Source organism: Streptomyces sp. B5E4, assembly GCF_039871555.1.
Lineage (GTDB): Bacteria > Actinomycetota > Actinomycetes > Streptomycetales > Streptomycetaceae > Streptomyces.
Genome location: NZ_JBDPMI010000008.1, coordinates 1 through 20,335, shown reverse-complemented (window position 1 = coordinate 20,335; position 20,335 = coordinate 1). Strand labels below are relative to the sequence as shown.

The window sequence follows — 20,335 nt, the reverse complement described above, 5'->3', positions numbered from 1 at the left end:
TCCCTGCTTATTCCGGTTCCGCTCTCCGGCCCGGCTCCACGCCGAGAGCGGCGCCGAGTCCGAATTCCGGCATGTTGATATAGCGGGCCTCATAGGAACCCGGCTGTACGTGGTACAGCTCGTGCCAGATTCCGACGTCCCCGCTGCTGCCGACGGCGCGGTTGAACCACTTCCAGTACGGCCTGTGCCGGTGCTCCCGCGATTTCGAGAACTCCGTGATGTGCGCCGCCGACCGCCAGTACTGCACTACCGTGATCGTACGTCCCTTGCGGCTCATTCTGGCGCCCAGCAGGCCGAGTTCCGGATCCTCGCCGAGTTCGGTCAGCATCTTCGGCATCGAGGTGAACGCAGGCCACCACTTGTGCACCTTCCAGAGGGAGTTGATCCGCATTCCCACCAGGAAGAGGACGAATCCGTGGCCGGTGTCGACATTTACCCTGCCCTGCTCTATCCGCGCCATGTCGTCCGGGTCCTTTCCGGGGGTCGTCGCGCTCGCCGAGCCGGTCACCGTCATGGTAGAGCGTCCGCCGGGTCGGCAACATCGCCTGTGCACAGGGCAGTTGGGGTGCCCAAAAGGGCAACATCCGTCATTGCCCCCCGAGTGCGGACATATCCGGCAAATATTTTGCAAGAAAAGAATGGTTCAGACCAACGGATTGCATGTACGATGACGCTCGCTCGAACGCGAAACCGAACGCGTGATGGCCTCCGGTCATCGCGCAACTACTGTTCGTCACACCCTGAACACGGCACCACACAACCCTCGCTGCACGGCCTGAACTTCACCTTGCACCGAACGGACAGGTACTTATGGGGAAGGCGGCACGCGCGGAGATTCCGGTGGACTCCGCGCATCAGCCGGGAAGAAGCGACAGCGAACTCGACGAAGGGGTAGCGACGTTGCCCGCGAGGACGGGCAAGGCTACCGGCGAGTTGTTCACAGAAAGCCCCAAGCCGGGTGCGAGCGGCACGCATTCACTGCTGAATGCGGGATTCCGCGAAGTCGGCGACCCGGGCCGGCCGCGCTCGCTCGACGTGCATGCCCTGCTGTTCGACATGGACGGCACACTCGTGGAATCCGCGGCCGCAATGGACCGCCATACCCGCATGTGGGCCAGGCGCCATTCCCTCGACCCCGAGAAGGTCATACGCGCCTCACACGGGCGCCGCGACATCGACGTCATCCGCGAACTGGCCCCGCACGCCGACCCGCACGCCGAGCTGGCCTGGTTCGACCACCTGTCCTGCACCGACGCCGCCGGCGTCCGCGCCGCACCCGGCGCCGCCCGGCTGCTTCGCACCCTGCCCCCGCGCCGCTGGGGCCTGGTGACCTCCGCGACCCGGAGCGTCGCCCGCAGCCGGATGGCGGCCGCGGGGCTGCCGCTGCCCGACGTCCTGGTCTGCGCCGAGGACGTCGCCGCCGGCAAGCCCAGCCCCGAGGGGTACCTCATCGCCGCCGCCCGCGTCGGGGCACCCCCGTCGTACTGCCTCGTGGTCGAGGACGCCGACGTCGGCCTGCGCGCCGCCCGGGCCGCGGGCATGCCCGCGCTCGCGGTCGCCGGACCGCCGGGCCCTGTCCACGGCCACCGGATCGCGGGCCTCGGCGCCCTCTCCGTCACCGCCGACTGACCCACCACCCGGCCGTACGCGCCGCCCCCGTACCGACGGGGCGTCGGCCACGGCTGCCGTTCTCACGCCACGCGAAGGGGAGGCGGAGATGGATCTCAGAACCGCACTGCTGCTGCCGGGCCAGGGCGCCTACCGGCCCGGCGCGTTCGCCGGACCGGTGAGCGCGCCGGTCGCCGACCTGCTGGCCGTCGTCGACGCGGTCGCCGCCGAGTTCGGCCACGCCGCGATCTCGCCGCTGCTCACCGACCCCGAGGCCGCGGACGGCCGCCGGCTGGCCGAGACCGACCCGTTCGCGCTCCAACTGGCGATCTACGCGGCGTCGCTCGTCTACGCCCGCGAGGTCGACCTGCGCGAGCCCGCCGATGTCGTACTCGGCCACAGCATGGGCGAGATGGCCGCCGCCGCCCACGCCGGCTGCTTCACCGCCGCCGACGGCGCCCGCATCGCCGCCCACCGCGCCCGCGCCCTGGAGCACACCGCCGCCGACACCGGCGGCATGCTCGCGCTCACCCTGCCGGCCCGCCGCGCCACGGCGCTGCTCGCCGCCGCGGAGCTGCCGGGCGCCCGGCTCGCCGTCGTCAACGCGCCGCGGCACGTCGTCGTCTCCGGACCCGGGGCCGCCCTCGGCCGCCTCGCCGCGCTCGCCGACGTCCTCGGCGTACGGGCCGTCCGGCTCACCGCGCCGTACCCGTTCCACAACCCGCTGCTGGCCACCGCCCAGGCCGAGTTCGCGGCGGCGATCGAGGGCATCGCCGAGCGCCCGGCGCAGCGCCGGCTGTACTCGCCGGCCCTCGGCGGGCTCGTCACGGACGACACCGACGTCAAGGCGTCGCTGGTCGCGCAGGTGACCCGCCCCGTCGACTTCCTCGCCGCGCTGCGCGACCTGCAGACCTACGGGCTGGAGTCGGTGGTGGAGTGCGGCCGCGCGGGACTGGGGGAACTGGTGCGGCAGGCGGTGGGCTGCGGGGCGGATACCGCGGACCGCCGGCTCGCGGCGGGTACGGGGGCGGGGACTGCGCCACCGGCCGCCGGGGCGGCGCCACCGACGGTGCCTCCGGCGTCTTCGGTGCCCGACTCCGGCGCGGGGGCGCCCGGGGTGCCGGCCCTGCCCGCGGCGGGGGCCCCTGCTGCGGCCGTGCCCGGTCCCGCAACCCCGCGTGCGACGGAGTTCGGCGCGTTTGGCCCGGCGGCGGACCCGGCCGCCCTTCCCGCACCCCCAACCGCGGCCGAGCCCGGCCCCGCACCCGTGCCCGGCACCGCCGTGCCCGCCCCCGTACCGGCGAACGCGCCCGCCGCAGGCGGAGACGTGCTCGCCACCCTTCAGCAGGTCTACGCCGACCGGCTCGGGTACCCCGTCGAGGCCATGGACCCCGACGCCGACCTCGAAGGCGACCTCGGCATCGACTCGCTCAAGCGCATGGAGGTGCTGAGCACGCTGATCGACCGGTTCGGCCTGCACCACGTGGCCGACGACACCCGCTTCGCCCTGCAGTCCACCCTCGGCGGCCTCGCCCGGCTCATCGACGAGACCGGCCGCACCACCACCACCGCCGTACGGGCCGATGGCTGACGGCACCGAGGGCGGCGCTCCCCGCCCGCCGCGCTACCGCGTCGAGGCCCGCGCCGCCGACCGCGCCGCCGCAGAAGCCGCCGCGGCGGCGCTGCGTGCGCGCGGCCTGGACGCCGCCGTCCGCACCGCCGGGTCGCTGCCGTCGCTCGCCGCCGGCGAGCCCGTCGACCCCGGCGCGATCGTCGCCGTCGGCACGGGCCTGGCCGTGCCGGGCGCCTGCTCGCCAGACGAGCTGTGGGACCTGCTGCGCGACCGTGTGCCGCAGTTCGGCGAGCCCGGCGACCGGATGGACATCGACGCGCTGTGGTCCGCCGACCCGGCCGCCCCGGACAAGACGTACACCCGCACCTCCGGGTTCATCCGCGACCTGCGCCCCCACCCCCGGCTGCGCGACGAACTCGCCGCCGGCCGCGCCCCGCAGCGCGAGCCGAGCGGCCGGTGGCTGCGCCACAGCGTCCTCCAGGCGCTCGACGGGGTGCGGCTGGACGCCGGTACGCGCACCTTCGCCGCCGTCGGCATGACCGCGGACGGCGGCCACGCCGCCGAGCACAGCCTCCTCCGGCACGGCGCCCGGCTGCTGGCCGGACCGGACGCCGCGGACGCCGACCCGCTGGCCGCGCTCTACCCGGCAGGCTCACCCGACCTCGCCGCCACCGCGCCGTACCGCGTCGTGCGCGAGGCGCTCGCCGAGATCGCGGACCCGGTGGAGACCGTCGTCGTCGACACGGCCTGCTCCTCGTCCCTCTACAGCTTCGACTTCGGCATGCGCGCGCTGCGCGAGGGCCGCGCGGATCTCGCGCTGTGCGGGGGCACGTACTCCGTCAACGCCCAGACCATGGTGCTGTTCGCGAAGCTCGACGGGCTGGCCAGGGGCGACCGGGTGCGCTCGCTGGACCGCGGCGCGGACGGCGTGCTGTTCTCGGACGGCGCCGCGGTCGTGGCGCTCAAGACGTACGCGCGCGCCCTGGCGGACGGCGATCCGGTCCTCGGCTTCGTCCGCGGCTTCGGCGGCTCGTCCGACGGGCGCGGCAAGGCGGTGTACGCGCCGAACCCCGCCGGTCAGCGGATCGCCCTCGAACGGGCCTGGGCGGCGGCCGGCGTCGGCCCGGAGGACGTCGACTGGATCGTCGCCCACGCGACCGGCACCGCCGCCGGCGACGAGGCGGAGCTGCAGGCGCTGGCCGCCGCGGCGCCCGGCAGGCGGTGGACGCTGACGTCGAACAAGTCGCTGATCGGGCACACCGGTTGGGCGGCGGGCGCCGTCAACGTCATCCACGCGCTGCTCGCACTGCGCCACGAGGCGATCCCCGCGCAGCACCTCTACACCGAACCGGTCGCGGGCGCGGCCGCCGTTCCCGTACGGACCCTGCCGTGGCGGCCGCCGCCGGACGGCCGGGCCCGTACCGCGGGAGTCTCGGCGATGGGCTTCGGCGGCACGAACGCGCACCTGATCGTCAGCGACCGCCCGGGCCCCGCCGCCCCCGCGGCCGCGGACCCGGCACCGGTCGTGGTCGTGGCCACGACCGCCCTTCAGCCGCCGTCGCCGAGCCCGGTCTTCGGTGCGTCGTTCCCGACGCCGGCACCGCTGGAGGTGCGGCTGCCGCCGGCGGTGCTGGCGCGGCTGGACCGCAGCCAGCTCATGGCGCTGCGGTGCGCGCTGGAGCTGCGGTCCGGGTGGGAGGGGCCGGAACTCCGCGCGCATACGGGCGTGTTCGTCGGCCACAGCGGTCAGGTGCGGCAGGCCCTGGCGTGCACGCTGCGCGCGTACCTGGACGACATCGAGGCGCGGGCCGAAGGGGACGTGTCCGCGCTGACGGCGGGCGTACGGGCGCTGGCGCCCGCGAGCAACAGCGACTCCCTGCCGGGGCTGATGCCCAACATCATCGCCTCCCGCGTGGCCCAGCTCCTCGACCTGCACGGCCCGAACATGACCCTCGACGCCGGCCCGGACTCCTCCCATGCGGCCCTGGCGGCGGCCTGCCGCCACCTCGCGACGGGCGCGCTGGACGCGGCGGTGGTGATCGGTACGACGGCGGCCGCGGAACTGGTGGCGCCACCACCGGGCGGGATCACGACGGAGACGGCGGCAGCGGCGGTCCTGATGCGCCGGGAGGAGGCGGAGGCGCGGGGCCTGCGGGTGCTGGGGGAGCTGCGGGTGGAACCGCCCGCGGGCGTCGGATTTCAGGTACGCGGCGGTGCCGCCGCGGATGCGGTGGGGGAGCCGACGGCGGCCGGCGGGTCGGGCGCCCCGCACGGTGCACGCCCGGGTGCGGCCGGCGGCCGCCCCCTCGGCGCCCCGGCCGCGGACGCGGGCGACGCACGGCCGTACTTCCACGCCGCCGAAGGGCTCGTCGCGCTGGACCGCGCCGTGCGCGCGAACGACGCGGCGGCGGAGCTGACGCCGCTCGCACCCGGCACTCCCGCGCTCACCTACGTGCCGGAGTCGCCCGCGGCCCCGGACCGGCTCGGCGACCTGCGCCCGCACGTCCTGCGCCTGAAGCGCCTGGACCGCCCCGGGGTACGTCCCGCGCTGCCCGCGGTCCCGCCGGACACCCTGGTGCTGACGAACGCCCCGCAGCCGCTGGCCGGTCTGACGCTGCCGCCGGGCTGCGTCGTCGCGGTGCCGCGGGCGGCGCACGCGGAGTCGGCATCCGGCGTGCACGTCCTCGACACCCCGGAGGCCCTGGCCGGCATCCTGACGGGCCGCCGCCTCCGCCACGTACGCGTCCTCTTCGACACCGGGCACCGCCCGGGCGCCCCGGCGGACCGGCCGGGCGGCGTTCTCCCCGCCGCCTCCCTCGAACTGCAGGACCTGGCCTTCGCCGCGGCGCATCTTCTCGCCGAACCCCTCGACGCCCGCGGGTCCTTCGCCGTGCTGGTCCTCGATCCCGGCGATCCCGCGGCCGACCCCGCCACCGGGCTCTTCGCCGGGCTCGTACGGGCGTTGGCCGCCGATCTGCCCGGCGGGCTCGTCTACGGTGTCGTGGCCGACGCCGCCGACCTCGCCGAGGGGCTCGGCCTGCTGGCGCGGGAGTCCGCCGTCGAGCGGCATCTCGGTGTCGCTCACTACCACCGCGGTGTACGGGCCGAAGCCGTGCTCGCGCCCGCCGGCGACCGGCCCGCCGCGGCCCGCCTGCCGCGGGCGCCCGTCGTCGTCGCCACCGGCGGCGGGCGGGGCATCACCGCCGAACTCGTCGACCAGCTCGCCGGGCTGTCCCGGCCCGCCGCGATCTGGCTGCTCGGCTCCGGGCCCGCCCCCGGCCCCGCGGACGCCGACGACCTCCCGGCCGACCGGCCCGCCGCCCTGCGGCGGTTGATGGCCGAGCACCCCGGCGCCAAGCTCGCCGAGCTGAACCGGCGCCACAACCGCGCGCTGCAGGCCGCCGAGCGCGGCCGCACCCTGCGCCGGCTCGCCGCCCGCTACGGCGCCGACCGCGTGCACTACCGGCAGTGCGACGTGCTCGACCGCGGTGCGCTGCGGGCCGTGGCCGCCGAGATCGCCGCGGCCGGCGGCGCCGACGTCGTCGTGCACGGCGCCGGAGTCGAGCGGGCCACGGCGCTGCGGCGCAAGACGCCCGCGGAGTTCCGGGCCGTACGGGACGTGAAGGTGCGCGGCTGGCTCCACCTGCGCGCCGCCTTCGCCGCCCACGACCCCGCGCTGTGGCTGGCGATCAGCTCGGTCACCACCGTCGTGGCCCGGCCCGGCGAGGCCGACTACATCTCCGCCAACGAGTTCCTCACCCACGCCGCCGCCCACGCCCGCGCCACCGCGGGCGCCGACGTGCACGCCCTGGTCTCCGGCCTGTGGACCGAAAGCGGGATGGTGACGCACACCCAGGTCCAGGACGCGTACCTCGCCCGCGAGGACAACTTCACCCACCTCGACGACGCCCTCGGCCGCCGCTACTTCCGCACCGAGCTCCTCCACCGCAGAAGCGACCGCTTCCCCTCCGTGTGGCTCGGCGAGACCGAGTGGCGCATGCTCGCCGCCGTCGCGCCGGAGCTGCGCGCCGCCGGTGCGCGGCCACCGGCACCCGCGGGGGCCTTCGTCCACGGTCCCGGCGTGCCCGCCGACGGCGGCGGCACGGCCTGGGAGGTACGGCTCGGGCTGGACGACCACGGGTACGTGCGCGACCACCGCGTGGACGAACGGCCCACCCTGCCCGGGACGTTCCTCATGGAGATCGCCGCCGAGGCCGCCGCCGCCATCGGGGCGGGCCGGCCGGTGGCGATCGCGGACGCGGTGTTCGCGCGGTTCGTGCGCGCGGCGGAGGAGCAGTGGCCGCGACGGCTGGTGGTCACCGCGCGGGCACAGCGGCCCGACCGGGTCCACGTGGTCGTCGCCGGCCCGCCCCGGGGGCGCATTCCGGCGCAGGAGTACAGCCGGATGACGGTCCTCCTCGGTGGCCGGTACGGCCCCCGGCCCGGCCCCGAGCCCACCGCGGACGGCCTCGTCCCCGCCCGCGACGCCTACGCGCTCGCCGGCTCTCCCGTCCGGCTCCGCGGGATGTTCGACTCGCTCCGCGAGCCCCGTACGGGCCCCGCCGGCGGCGTAGCGAGGCTGCATCTGCCGGCCCCCGAACACCTCGGCCCGCTCCGGGACTTCCTCCTGCCCGCGCTGGCCATGGACAGCCTCCTGCGGGCGACCGCCGCCACCTCCGCCACCGCGGACGCGCCGGTCCCCGTGCCCGTCCGCATCGACCGGTTCGACCTCTGCGCCCCCGGCAACGACGCCGTGCTCGCCGAGGTCCCCTCCCCGGTCGACCTGCGCCACCGCACCGCCGCCGACGGCGCGGTGGCCCGCTGCGAGGCGGTCGGCGAGGACGGCCGGGTGCTGTTCGCCTTCACGGGGCTCGCGACCCGCGACAAACGGGCCACGGCAACGCTCGCCGGCCGCCCCGCGGAACCGGGGCGAGACCCCGGCCCGCCGCCTCCGTCCCGTACCGCCGCCGGAAGGAGCACCCGATGACCGCCCTGTACGACGTCGCCGCCCACATCGCGCCCGTGTCGGTGCCCATCGCCGACCTCGCGCCCCGCCTCGGCGTCGGCGACCGCGACCTCGCCCTCTTCCACCGCTACTTCGGCCTCCGCGACGTCCGCATGTCACCCGGCGCCGGGCTGCGGGAGATGACGGTGGCCGCCGGCCGCGAGCTGACCGCGCTCGAAGGCAACGAGCACCGCGTGTCGTACGTCGTCAGCGCCCGCACCATCCCCATCGGCTCCCGCGCCTCGCGGAACCCCGTGCACGACGCCGCCGACGAACTCGGCCTCGGGCACGCCGCCGTCTTCACCGTCACCCAGCAGGCGTGCTCCTCCGGCCTCGCCGCCGTGGACCTCGCCGGGCGGCTCCTCGCCGAGGACGGCGACCCCGACGCGCTGGCGCTCGTCGTCGCCGGGGAGAAGGCCGACTGGCCCACCGCCCAGCTCATCCCGGGCACCACCGTGATGGGCGAGTCCTCGGCCGCCTGCCTGTTGTCGGCGGGCGGCGGCGGCGACGTGCTGCGCAGCTACGTCACCCGGACGTTCGGCGAGTACCACGACGTGAAGCTCCCGCCGCCGCGCGGCGAGGAGTTCGAGCGGCGCTACGCGGAGCGGCTCACGACCGTGATCCGCGAGGCGGTGGCGGCGGCCGGGATCCGTCCGGAGGACCTGGCGTGGATCCTGCCGCACAACGTCAACCGCATCTCCTGGGCGAAGGCCGCCCAGGTGCTGGACTTCCCGCGCGCGCGCATCTGCCTGGACAACGTCGCCGCGCTCGGGCACTGCTTCGGCGCCGACTCCTTCATCAACTACGTGACCCTGCGCGACGCCGGCCGGCTCCGCAGGGGCGACTGCTACCTGATGGCCGCGGTGGGGCTCGGCGCCACCTTCGCGGCGGCGGTGTTCCGCCACTGACGGCGGGCGTACGCCACGGACACACCGCCACGAACGCCAAGAGACGGGGGACGACATGACGGCCGACGACTTCATGAGCGGCGTCCGGCGCGCCTGCACCGGCGATCCGGCCGCACCGCTCGTACTGCTCGGCAACATCGAGGTCGAACGCGACTGGGCGCGCGGCGAGCCCGGCGTGCCGGCCGTCGGGGACAACGCACCCTCCGCGATCGTCGCGCGCATGGACGAGTTCGCGCTGCTGCTCGGCGGCGCGGCCGACCACGTGATCCTCAAGTCCGCGCCCGACCCCGGCTATCTGGACTACCTGCGCGGCCTCGGCCTCGACCTGCCGCACGTGCAGGTCACCGACCGCTGCGGGCCCGCCGTGCCCGTCACGGAAGAGGCGCTGGACTCGCCCGGCCTGCTTGCGCGGCTGCGCTCGCTCGACGCCGTCCGGCTCCTCCCGCACGGGATGTCCGCCGCCGAGGAGGAGCTGTGCCGGCGCGCGGGACTCGCCGCCGCGCTGCCGGGCGCGGCGCTCGCCAAGCGGGTCAACAGCAAGATCTACAGCCGCCGGATCACCGCCGAGCTGGGCGTGCCGCTCGCCGAGGGCTGGGAGTGCGAGTCCGTCGCGGAGTTCGAGGCCGTGGCACAGAAGGCCGCGGCCCGGATCGCGGACGGCGCCGTCGTCGGGGTCAAGGACGCGTACGGCGTCTCCGGCAAGGGCATCGTCGTCGCCGACCGGGCGCGGCGGCTGGAGCAGGTCGTGCGGATGGTGCGGCGGCGCGCGGAACGTACCGGGGACGACCGGCTCGCCGTCGTCGTGGAGGTGTGGGCCGACAAGGCCGCCGATCTCAACTACCACCTCACCGTGGGCCGGGACGGCTCCGTGCGCTTCGACTTCGTCAAGGAGGCGCTGACCGCCGGCGGCGTCCACAAGGGCCACCGCTTCCCGGCCCGGCTCACCCCGGAGCAGGACGCGGCCGTACGGGAGACCGCGGCGCTCCTCGGCCGGCGGCTCGCCGCCGACGGCTACCACGGACCCGTGGGCGTCGACGCCCTCGTACGGACCGACGGCTCGCTGCTGCCCGTGCTGGAGATCAACGCCCGCAACAACATGTCCACGTACCAGACCCGGCTGCAGGAGCGGTGCGTCCCGGCGGACGCGGTCGTCCTCGCCCGGCAGTACGACGTGCGGCTGCCCGCGCCGGTCCCCTTCGACCGGCTCGCCGCCGCCCTCGGCCCGCTGCTCTTCGACCGTGCCGCAGGCCGCGGCGCGCTCCCCGACAACCACGCCACCGTGGGCGCCGCCTTCGCCGGCCCGGGCTCCCCTCCGGCCGCCCCGGCGGACGGCCGCTTCTACTTCCTGCTCGTCGCCCCCGGCCAGGCGGCGGCGGACGCCCTGGACGCCGAAGTGGCCGCGCGCCTGACCGAGTTCGGAGACGTACGATGACATACCCCACGGCCGCGACCCACTGCCAGGGCCTCGCGCTCACCGACCTGGCCGCCGAGTTCGGCACGCCGCTGTACCTCTACGACGCCGACCGGCTGCGCACCCAGTACGCCGGCCTGCGGGAGCGGCTGCACCCCGCGCTGCGCCTCTTCTACTCCCTCAAGGCCAACCCCAACCTCGCCGTCACCCGCACCATGCGCGAGCTGGGCGCCGGCCTCGAACTGTCGTCGCTGGCGGAGCTGGCCACCGCCCAGCGCGCCGGCGCCACCGGATCGCAGATGCTCTTCCTCGGCCCCGGCAAGAGCCGCGACGAGATCGCCGCCTGCCTCAAGGCCGGCGCCCGCCTCATCGCCGAGTCGCTGCCCGAGCTGGCCGTCGTCGACGAGGAGGCCCGCCACCGCGGCACCACCGCCGAGGTGCTGCTCCGCGTCAACCCGGCGTTCGAGCTGAAGGGCGGCGGGCTGACGATGGGCGGCAAGCCGCGGCAGTTCGGCATCGACGAGGAAGTCCTCGACGCGCTCGCTCCGGCCGATCTGCGCCGGTACGGGAACGTCCGCGTGACCGGCGTGCACGCGTACATGGGCACCCGCATCCTCACCGCCGCCGCGATCGTGGAGAACACCCGGCGCATCCTGGAACTGGCAGAACGGCTCGCCGGGCGGCTCGGGTTCGGCCTCGGCACGGTCGACGTCGGCGGCGGGCTCGGCGTGGCGTACCACGCGGCCGAGAGCGACCTCGACGCCGACGAGCTGGCCGCGGGCATCAACCCCGTCGTCGCCGCCTTCCACGCCGCGCACCCGGACACCCGGCTGGTGATGGAGCTGGGCCGCTACCTGGCCGCGCCCGCCGGGACGTACCTCACCCGCGTCCGCTACATCAAGGAGTCCCGGGGCGAGCGCTTCGCCGTCTGCGACGGCGGCACCAACCACCACATGGCCGCCGTCGGCATCGGCTCGCCCTTCCGCCGCAACTTCCCCATGCACCGCGTCGGCGGCGGCGGACCCCCCGTCCCGTGGAACGTCACCGGGCCGCTGTGCACGCCCAACGACACCCTCGGCAAGGCCGTCGACCTGCCCGCGGACCTCGCCCCCGGCGACCTCGTCGCGGTCACCCGCTCCGGCGCGTACGGGCCGAGCGCCTCGCCCGTGCTGTTCCTCAGCCACGGCCACCCCGCCGAGGTGCTGGTCGGCGCCGGGCGCGCGCATCTCGTACGGCGCCGCGACACCGTCGACGATCTGCTGGAGCGGCAGGCGGACGTCGCTCCCTAGCCCCGGCCCACGACCACCGTACGTACGCACCACCGTTCCCCTCAGGAGGCAGAGCATGACCACGCACGTCGACGAGGCCCGATCCGACCTTGCGGCCAAAGTCATCAAGTCGCTGGAGGCCGTGCTGCGCAAGGACCTCGGCGAGGCCACCGCGCAGACGAAGCTCTTCGAGGAACTGGGCCTGGACTCCACCAGCGTGCTCGAACTCCTCATGACGCTGGAGGACGACCACGGCATCGAGATCGACCCCGAGACGCTGGAGCCCGAGCACCTGGAGACGGTCGGCGCCGTGTGCGCCTTCATCGAGGCGTCCGCGGGACCGGGCGCGGCGGGCTAGGCGGGTGGCGATGCCCGTCACACTGGAGCGGCTGACCGCCGTCGGCCCGCCGCCGCCCGGCCACGGCGGCACCACGGCCGCGGACCTCCGGGAGTACGCCGACGACCTGGAGACGGTCTACGGCCCGCTGCCCGACCGCACCTGGCTGGAGCGCGGCGAGCGGGTCTCGTACCCGGACCTGGTGACGGCCGCCGCCGTTGTGCTCGGCGGCCCGGACAGCGGCGTGGACCTGCTGCTCACCGTCACCCCCGTGCCGGACTGCCAGGCCCGGGTGCTGCCCGGCTGCCTGCTGGCCGAACTGCTCGGCGGCCGGCCGCAGGTCGTCGGCATCAACGACCAGGGGGCGGCCGGGGCGTTCACCGCGCTGCGGCTGGCGCGCGGCCGGATCGCGGGCGGCGAGGCGCGGCGCGCCGCGGTCGTCGTCATGGAGCAGTCGACGCTGCCGCCGGAGCCCGGGTACGCGCTGCCGCCGGCCAGCGGTGCGGCCGTCCTCGTGCTCGGCACCGGCGCCGGGCCGCGGCTCGCGGAGCTGACCGTACGCCGCATGCCCGCCGCCCGGCGGCATCCGGGACGGCGGTCGGGCGGCTGGCTGCGGCCGTGGTACGAGGCCGCGCTGCGGTACGCCGCCGACCCGGGGGGCGCCCTCGCCGTCGCCGACCGGGACGAGGCCCTGGGCTACGACTGCCGGGCGCTGTTCACGCCGGCGCCCGCGGCCGGTGCGGCCGGCTCGCCACCCCGTTCCCGCAGCAGAGCGCACTGGAGGCGCGGACGTGACCGTACGACCTGACCCGCACCCGGCACCGGTGCTCGACACCGCGCTCGGGCAGCGCTGCCGGGCCCGCGCCAAGGCCGAGGGCCCGGCCCCCGCCCTCGCCGAACTCCGCGCCGGACTCGGCCCCGACGCCCGCGCCTGGGGCCCCGGCGGGCACGCCCTGCTGCCGCTGGACGCCGCCGAGGCACCGGGCGGCGCACCGGTCGCCACCCTGGAGTTCGCCTCCGGCGACCTCGGGGTGTGGCGCGACGAGCGCCACCGCGACGGCGCCACCGGCCCCTGGTCCACGGGCGTGCTGTGGATCCGGCTGGGCCTCACGGAGCAACTGCTGCGCACCGCGGCGGACCACCTGGCGGGCCGCCGGGTGGGCGGCGAGGTGCTGGCCGACATCGCGTCCGTACGCACCGCGCTCGGCGAAGCCGCCGCGGACCTCCTGGAGGCCCGTCTCCTGCTGGAACACGGCGCGGACGAGGGCGGGCCCGCGACGGCGGGGGCAGAGGCGCCGCACGGATCCGGGCCCGGCGCACCGGAACACGCCTCCGGGACCGCGGAGGCCGCGCGCACCGCCGCCTCCGGAGCGTCCGCGGCCGGGCCGGGCCGTACCACCGTGTCCGGACGGGCCGCACGCTCCGACGTTCCGGAGCCGCCCGGCCCTCGGGCTCCGGCCGGCGACCCCGCCGCGCTCGCCGCGCCCCGCGCGGCCGACGTGCTCGTACGGGCCCAGCGGGCGGTGCTGCGGCTGCTGGGTGCCGCCGGGTATCTCGACACCGGTCCCGGGCGGCTCGCCCGCGCCGTCGACCTGCTGGCCGACGTCCATCCCGTCGCCGCGGAGCCGGCGCCCCGCCACCACGCCACCGAGGTGAGCCCATGACCACGACCCCGACCCGCACCCCGCCGCCGGCCCGGCACCGACCGCCGCCCCCGGATCCCGCGCGGCTCCGTGCCGCCGTCGAGGAGTACGCGCAGGCGTTCCGCGCCACCGCGCTGGCCATGGACGAGCCGGGCGCCGACCCCCGGACCCTCAACCCCGTCGTCCACGACGCCTACTTCCCCGTCCTCCTCGGCCTGCCGCCCGCGTACAACCCGGACCCGCTGATCGTCGACGGCCGCCCCTGCCACCTCCACTCCTGCGTCGAGCGCGTCGTCGTCTACGAACGCCTCGCCTGGGGCGACGCCGCGCTGATGGTCGCCGCCCCCGGGCCCTCCCTCTCCGGCGTACTCACCGAGGAACTGGGCGACGACGACCAGAAGGAGCGCTACTACACCACCCTCGCCGCCCGCCCCACCTGGACGTTCTTCGCGCTCACCGAGCCGCACGCCGGCTCCGACGCCACGGCGCTGACCACCGCGCTCACCGAGACCGAGACCGGGTACGGGACCGGCACCCCGGGCCCGTACCGGCTCAGCGGCGTCAAGAAGTACATCGGCAACGCCGTCCGCGCCGACCTCGGCGTCGTCTTCGCCCGTATCAAGCCGGGACCCGTCGGCGTCGTCGCCGTGCTGGTCGAGCCGGCCCGGCCCGGCTTCACCGCCTCCGCGCTGCCCACCACCGGCATGCGCGCCGCCGGACTCGGCGAGGTCCGTCTCGACGGCGTGCCCGTGGCCCGCTCCGACATCCTCGGCATGCACCTGTCCGCCACCCGCCGCGGCATCGTCGGCGCGATGCGCACCTTCAACCGCGCCCGCCCCGTCGTCGCCGCCATGGCCCTCGGCATCGCCCAGGCCGCCTGGGACTACGCCGCCGACCACCGCCGTGCCCTGCGCGCCGACGAGGCGCACGCCGTGGACGCGCTGCGGCGCCGGCTGGCCGGCACCCGGCGGCTGGTGCTGGCCGCCGCGGCACAGGCCGACCGCGACCCCGGTGACGGCACCGTCGCCTCGGCGGCCAAGTACCGGGCCGCCGAACTCGCCCTGGAGACCGCCGAGTACGCGCTCGGGCTGCTCGGCCCCGGCGCCCGGCTGGAGCACCCGCTGCTCGACAAGCTGCACCGCGACGCCCGCGCCTTCGAGTTCATGGAGGGCACCGGCACCATGCAGCGGCTCAACCTCGCCCTGGGCCACCGGAAAGGCAGGATCCTCGATGACTGACGTCAAGGAGCACGGCGACCCGGCCCCGGACGCGGCCCCGGCCCCGCCCGGCGACCTGCGCGGCCGGCTGCGCGGTCTCGCCGTCCCCATCTGCCTCGGCGTCGTCACCGGCCTGGGCGCCCAGTTCGCCATCTCGGCGCTGCTGGGCAACATGGGCGGCGACGCGCTGTACATCCGCGCCCTGTTCATCCCCGTCTCGTTCTTCTTCCTCGCGCTGGAGGAGGGCATCGAGATCAGCAGCCAGGTCGTCTCGGCCCGCCGCCGCGGTGCCGACGCAGGCGACGACTCGCAGCCGCCGCTGGTGCGCATCGGCGCCATCGCGCTGGGCTGCTTCGCCGTCGCCGCGGCGGTCATCGCGCTGGCCGCGCCGCAGATGGCCGAGACGCTCGATGTCGACGCCGCCTCGCACGACGACTTCGTGCTCTTCGCCCGCCTGGTGGCCGCCTCGTTCCTGCTGGCCGTCCTCACCTCGGTGGTCGCGGGCACGCTGCGCGGCTGGGGCAGCGCGCGGTCGGCGTCGGTCATCACCATCGCCGTCGCCGGGATGCAGGTGCTCGGGGTGTGGCTCCTCGGCTTCCACGCGGACATGGGCGTCTTCGCCGTGCCCGCGTCGATCGCCGGCGCCTCGGTGGTGGGCCTGACCTCGGGGCTGGTCCTGCTGGCGCGTACCGGGCTGCTGCGCTTCGGCGGTCCCGCCGAGCCGCTGCGGCAGACGGTGGGGATCCTGGTCACCGTCGGGGTGCCGGTGGCGGTCTCGTACCTCTTCATCGCCGGTATGAACTACACCTCGCTGTGGGTGCTCTCGGACTTCGGCTCCGACGCCGTCGCCGGCTACGGCGGCGCGCACGCGGTCCAGGTGCTGTCCCTGTCGCCCGCGATCGCGCTCGGCTCGGCCGTCGCCATCACCATGAACCAGTCCCTCGGCGCCGGCCAGAGCCACCTGCTGCGGCCCGTCCTGCGCGAGGGCGTGCGCTACGTGCTGGCGGTGTACGCGGTCCTGGCCGTCGCCGGCTTCGCGCTCGCCGGGCCGCTCGGCAGGCTGATGAGCGACGACGGAGGCACCGCCGCGTCCACCGACGACTATCTGACGATCGTCGCGCCGAGCTGGCTGGCCTTCGGGCTGCTCAACATGGTGACGATGTGCCTGCAGCAGGTACGCAACGGGCACATCACCATCGCCGCCGACGTCGGCTACCTCGGCGTCGTCAACGTGGGCGGCGGACTGCTCGCGCGGGCCGTGGACCACGCGGAGGCGTACTTCGTCGCCCTGGCCGTCGGCAACGTCGTCGGCGGCGCGCTGCTGCTGGCCACGGCCTGGCAGCGGTTCGGCCGCGCCGCGGAGGCGGCCTAGGTGGGCGGGAGCGGGGGAGGCGGCGCGGTACGGGTCTGGGACGTCGACCTGTCCGGCGACGACGGTGCGGCCGGCCCCGCCGCGGGGCTGCTCACCGACGCCGAACGGGCGCGGGCCGCGCGGCTCGTGGACCCCGTACGCCGGACGGCGCTGCTCCGCTCGCACGCCGCCGCCCGGCGGCTCCTCGCCGACCACCTGCGGTTGCCGCCCGAGCGGATCCGCTGGACCGCGGGACCGTACGGCAAGCCGGCGCTGACCGGTCCGGGCCGCGGCTGCGAGTGGAACCTGTCCCGCTCGGGGGCGCGCGCCCTCGTCGCCGTCGGCGGCGCCGTGCCCGTCGGCGTCGACCTGCAGGCGGAACACCCGCACGGCGACCCGCTGGCGCTGGCCCGGCGGTTCTTCGCACCGGCCGAGGCGGCGCGGCTCGCCGCGCTGCCCGCGGGCAGCGCCCGGGTGCGGCTGCTGTGCCTGCTGCTGGCCCGCAAGGAGGCGTGGGCCAAGGCCGCCGGCGGACGGCTGCTGGACTTCCTGCGCCACGACGCCGGCCACGCCCCGGCGGCGTACGGAACGCCCCGCCGGCCGGACGGCGCCGGGTACGCCGTCACCGACCTCACGATCGGACCGGGGTACGCCGCCGCGGTCGCCACCACCGGCCGTACGACCGGCCGCATCGACTACCGCAGTTGTGACTGGAGGGACCTGTGCGTACCGAACTGAGCGAGGTGGCAGGCCACACCGCCCGCGTCGTCACCGTGGGCATCGCCGAAGCGCCCGCGGGCCGGGGGCCCGTGACCTGGGGCCAGTGGGCCATCCGGCGGGCGATGCTCGACACCGAGCCCGACGACCACGGCACCAACGTCAAGGTGCTGGTGCCCGTCGAACCGGCCGTCCCCGCCGTCCGCGCGGTCGAGGCCGTACGCGGGCTGCTCACCGTGTACGACGCGCTGCGCACCCGCGTCCACGTCGGCGGCGACGGCGCGATGCGCCAGGAACTCGACGGCGGCGGCAGGTTCGACGTGCACCTCTTCGACGCCGAGGACGATGCCGCGGCCACCGCACTCGCCGACGCCGTGGAACGCCACTGGCGCGGCGTGCGGTTCGCGTACGACCGCGAGTGGCCGGCACGTGCCGCGCTCGTGTGCGTCGACGGCAAGGCGGTGCGCGCTGTGCTCGTCCTCGCACATGTCGCCACCGACGCGATGGGCCTGACCCTGCTGCACCACGCGCTCACCGAACTGCTGCGCGGTGCGGACCCGGCGGCGCTGCGCGCCGCGAGCCGCGGCCACCAGCCGCTGGCGGAGGCCGAGTTCCAGGCGTCGGAGAAGGGCCGCGGGCGCGACGCGGCGGCCCGGCGGCACTGGGTGGACTCCCTGCGCGACGCGCCCGAGCGGCTGTTCGTGCGACGGCACGGGGTGCGTCCGCGGTTCCGGCAGGCGGTGCTCGCCTCGCCGAGCCTGCCGGGGGCGCTGCGGACGCTCGACGAGCGCTGGCGGATCAGCTCGTCGGCGATCCTGCTCGCCGCCGCCTCGGCGGTGGTGGCCAGGCAGGCGCGGCACGACCGGGCCGTGTTCCAGGTGATGGTGAGCAACCGGTTCCGGCCCGCGCTGCGGGAGGCGGTGAGCACGGTGACGCTGGAGGGCCTGTTCACGCTCGACGCGGGGCTCGGACCCGGCGCGGGGCCAGCGGAGTTCGAGGCGCTGGCCCGGCGCGCGGCGCAGGCGGCGATGAAGACGTACTACCACGCGTACTACGACAAGTCGGCGCTCCTGGCCGATCTGCGCGCGCTGGACGAGCGGCGCGGCCGGCCGGCGGACCGTACCTGCTGGTACAACGATCTGCGCGACATGATCACCGAGGCGCGGTCGGTGGACCGGCGCGAACACGAGGGCGTGCGGCCGGAGAAGTCGGTCATCGAGTGGCAGACGCTCGGCCGGCAGTCGGAGACGTCGGTGGCCTGGCACGTGTACAGCAGCAGGCATTTCATGCCGGTGTCGCTGACCGTGGACACCGGCCTGATCGACGAGCCGGCCGCGGAGGCGATGCTGACGGGGTTCGAGGCGCTGATCGTCGATGCGGCGCGGGCGGCCGAGGAGCCCGCCGGTGAGGGCGCGGGTGCGGCGGGCCGGAGCCGGGCGGCGCTCGCATGACGCGACGGCCCGTCCGGCTCAGCACCGTCGTCATGTGCCACCCCTCGCGCCTCGCCGGCGCCGAGCGGGTCGCCGGGGAGTGCGCGCCGCTGCCCGCCCGTATCGTCCGGGACCCGCAGCCGAACGGCTTCCCCAGCCCGCTGCGCACCGCGAAGGCCGCCTGGGCGGCGATCGCGCCCGGCGCCACCCACCACCTGGTGGTGCAGGACGACGCCCACCTCGCCCCCGGCTTCGCCGGACACGTCACCGCGCTCCTCGAACGGCACCCGGACCGGGCCGTGTCGCTGAGCGTGCTGTGGGTGTCGCCGTACAACTCCTACCGGGTGCGGCAGGCGGCCGTCGGCGGCTACGCCTCGGTGCGGCTGGCGCCGTGGGAGTGGGTGCCGTCGCTGGCCCTGGCGCTGCCCGCGGACACCGCCCGCGAACTCGCCGCGTACCTCGGCGGCTTCCCCGACGACACCCGCGACGACGACGAGCACATCGCGGTGTTCTGCGCCGAGCGCGGCATCCCCGTCGTGGCGCCCGTGCCGCACGTGCTCGACCACGGCATCGGGCCCTCCGTCGCGGGCAACGACCACCACGGCATCCGGCTCGCCGTCGCCTGCGCGGCCGGGCCCGTCGCCACCGCCCACTGGGCGGGCCCGGAGCTGGCGGACCCCGCGCGCCACGGCGGCCTCGGCTACGCCGTCGAACTCGTCGCGTCCCGCTGCCACGTACGCATCCGGCGCAGCGGCGAACAGGAGGCGGCGGAGCAGCCGTTCACCTGGCCGTGGCGCCCGTGGTCGGCACTGCTCGGCGTGGCGCACGAGACGATCGCCGCCGCCGCCCGGGCGGCCGGACCCGCACCCCGGGAGCTGCCCGCGGAGCCGGCCGCCGAGGTGTGGGCCGCGGGCTACCTCCTCGGCGCGCTCACCCCGGACGGCGGCGACGAGCGGGCGGAGCACCGCCGCGTCCGCGAGGACGCCCGCACGGCGGCGCTGCGGAGCTTGATCACGGCGGGCCTGCGCCCCGACGACCTGGCAGTCCTCGGCGAGGAGGGGTGCGCGGTGGCGGCCGGGTGGGCCGCGCGCGCGGTGGCCGCGGGCCGGGCGGCGCGTGAGAAGGGGGAGCGGACGGCGGCGTACGGAACGGGCGTGCCGGTGCCGTACGCGGAACCCCGCGCGGTGCGCCAGGACATGCCCGCGGCGCACCGGGCCGCCGCGCCCGCTCCGTACGGGAGCGCACCCGTCGCATACGGGGGAACGGTCCCCGCCGGCACCCCCGGCGACCTCCCTCCCGCCGCCCTCCAACGCGCCGCCGTCCGGCGGATGGCGCGCCGTGAGGCGGGCCTCCTGCTCGCCCCCGCGCCCGAGGAACTGCCCGACGTGCGGCTCAAGGTCGTGCCCTGCCCGGAGCACCCCGGCGCCGACCCGGCCCTGCCCACCCGCGACTTGCCGGTGCGCTGGCTCGGCGAGCACCTCAGCGAGGTGGCCGGCGACTCCACCCTCGCCGTCCTCGCCTGCGAACGCCTCGAACCCCGCCCGCTCGCGGGCCTCGCCGTGCTCATCGGCGGCGGCTGGAAGGGCACCGTCGAGACCCGCGCCGCCACCGTGGCCCGGCTGCGCGCCGCCGGGCTGCGCGGTGCGGCGCTGACCGCGGCGGTGGACGACGCCGAGCGCCGGTTCGCGGCCGGCGACGGCGCCGTCGTCACCCTCCCCGCGGCCTGCCGCGCCGCCGGCGGCACACCGCGACGCCTCTGGCCGCACGACGACCCGGAGCTGTCCGCGGACGACGGCCACTACGCGCGGCTGCGGCTGCGGTTCGTCGCGGAGACCGCGCTGTAGGGCGCGGCAGTTGGGCCCGCCGC

At 76.3% G+C, this 20,335-nt stretch carries 15 protein-coding genes; 14 read left to right on the top strand and 1 reads right to left on the bottom strand.

Annotated elements, in window-relative coordinates:
• Nucleotides 1-7: 7 nt before the first annotated feature.
• Entirely contained in the window at nucleotides 8-514 is a 507-nt protein-coding gene (locus ABGA99_RS13030; RefSeq protein ID WP_347577337.1) for a DUF4188 domain-containing protein, read from the bottom strand.
• A gap of 521 nt (nucleotides 515-1,035) precedes the next feature.
• Here ABGA99_RS13030 and ABGA99_RS13025 point away from each other — a divergent pair.
• From ABGA99_RS13025 to ABGA99_RS12960, 14 genes are all read left to right on the top strand, one after another.
• Nucleotides 1,036-1,629 (top strand): HAD-IA family hydrolase, encoded by a 594-nt coding sequence (locus ABGA99_RS13025; RefSeq protein WP_347577336.1) that lies wholly within the window; start codon nucleotides 1,036-1,038, stop codon nucleotides 1,627-1,629.
• A gap of 88 nt (nucleotides 1,630-1,717) precedes the next feature.
• On the top strand, nucleotides 1,718-3,199 hold the full coding sequence (locus ABGA99_RS13020; RefSeq protein ID WP_347577335.1) for an acyltransferase domain-containing protein: 1,482 nt from the start codon (nucleotides 1,718-1,720) through the stop codon (nucleotides 3,197-3,199).
• Nucleotides 3,192-8,168, top strand: a complete 4,977-nt coding sequence (locus tag ABGA99_RS13015) for an SDR family NAD(P)-dependent oxidoreductase (protein ID WP_347582684.1) — start codon at nucleotides 3,192-3,194, stop codon at nucleotides 8,166-8,168. Before ABGA99_RS13020 ends, ABGA99_RS13015 begins: the two co-directional genes overlap by 8 nt.
• Entirely contained in the window at nucleotides 8,165-9,094 is a 930-nt protein-coding gene (locus ABGA99_RS13010; protein ID WP_347582683.1) for a 3-oxoacyl-[acyl-carrier-protein] synthase III C-terminal domain-containing protein, read from the top strand. The genes ABGA99_RS13015 and ABGA99_RS13010 overlap by 4 nt, the downstream gene beginning before the upstream one ends.
• A 55-nt stretch (nucleotides 9,095-9,149) precedes the next feature.
• Nucleotides 9,150-10,526 (top strand): hypothetical protein, encoded by a 1,377-nt coding sequence (locus tag ABGA99_RS13005; RefSeq protein WP_347582682.1) that lies wholly within the window; start codon nucleotides 9,150-9,152, stop codon nucleotides 10,524-10,526.
• Entirely contained in the window at nucleotides 10,523-11,794 is a 1,272-nt protein-coding gene (locus tag ABGA99_RS13000; RefSeq protein WP_347582681.1) for a type III PLP-dependent enzyme, read from the top strand. The genes ABGA99_RS13005 and ABGA99_RS13000 overlap by 4 nt, the downstream gene beginning before the upstream one ends.
• A 55-nt stretch (nucleotides 11,795-11,849) precedes the next feature.
• The gene (locus ABGA99_RS12995; RefSeq protein ID WP_347577330.1) at nucleotides 11,850-12,131 is read left to right on the top strand and encodes an acyl carrier protein; all 282 of its coding nucleotides are present in this window, start codon (nucleotides 11,850-11,852) and stop codon (nucleotides 12,129-12,131) included.
• A 10-nt stretch (nucleotides 12,132-12,141) separates the two neighbouring features.
• On the top strand, nucleotides 12,142-12,918 hold the full coding sequence (locus tag ABGA99_RS12990) for a hypothetical protein (RefSeq protein ID WP_347582680.1): 777 nt from the start codon (nucleotides 12,142-12,144) through the stop codon (nucleotides 12,916-12,918).
• Nucleotides 12,902-13,774: a hypothetical protein gene (locus ABGA99_RS12985; RefSeq protein ID WP_347577328.1), complete on the top strand. Its 873-nt coding sequence runs from the start codon at nucleotides 12,902-12,904 to the stop codon at nucleotides 13,772-13,774. Before ABGA99_RS12990 ends, ABGA99_RS12985 begins: the two co-directional genes overlap by 17 nt.
• A complete protein-coding gene (locus ABGA99_RS12980) occupies nucleotides 13,771-14,991 on the top strand; it encodes an acyl-CoA dehydrogenase family protein (RefSeq protein ID WP_347582679.1) in 1,221 nt (406 codons plus the stop codon). The genes ABGA99_RS12985 and ABGA99_RS12980 overlap by 4 nt, the downstream gene beginning before the upstream one ends.
• Nucleotides 14,984-16,342: an MATE family efflux transporter gene (locus ABGA99_RS12975; protein ID WP_347582678.1), complete on the top strand. Its 1,359-nt coding sequence runs from the start codon at nucleotides 14,984-14,986 to the stop codon at nucleotides 16,340-16,342. Before ABGA99_RS12980 ends, ABGA99_RS12975 begins: the two co-directional genes overlap by 8 nt.
• Nucleotides 16,343-17,059, top strand: a complete 717-nt coding sequence (locus ABGA99_RS12970) for a 4'-phosphopantetheinyl transferase superfamily protein (RefSeq protein ID WP_347582677.1) — start codon at nucleotides 16,343-16,345, stop codon at nucleotides 17,057-17,059.
• Nucleotides 17,044-18,489: a condensation domain-containing protein gene (locus ABGA99_RS12965; protein WP_347577324.1), complete on the top strand. Its 1,446-nt coding sequence runs from the start codon at nucleotides 17,044-17,046 to the stop codon at nucleotides 18,487-18,489. The genes ABGA99_RS12970 and ABGA99_RS12965 overlap by 16 nt, the downstream gene beginning before the upstream one ends.
• Nucleotides 18,486-20,312: a hypothetical protein gene (locus ABGA99_RS12960; protein WP_347582676.1), complete on the top strand. Its 1,827-nt coding sequence runs from the start codon at nucleotides 18,486-18,488 to the stop codon at nucleotides 20,310-20,312. Before ABGA99_RS12965 ends, ABGA99_RS12960 begins: the two co-directional genes overlap by 4 nt.
• The last annotated feature ends 23 nt before the right edge of the window (nucleotides 20,313-20,335 follow it).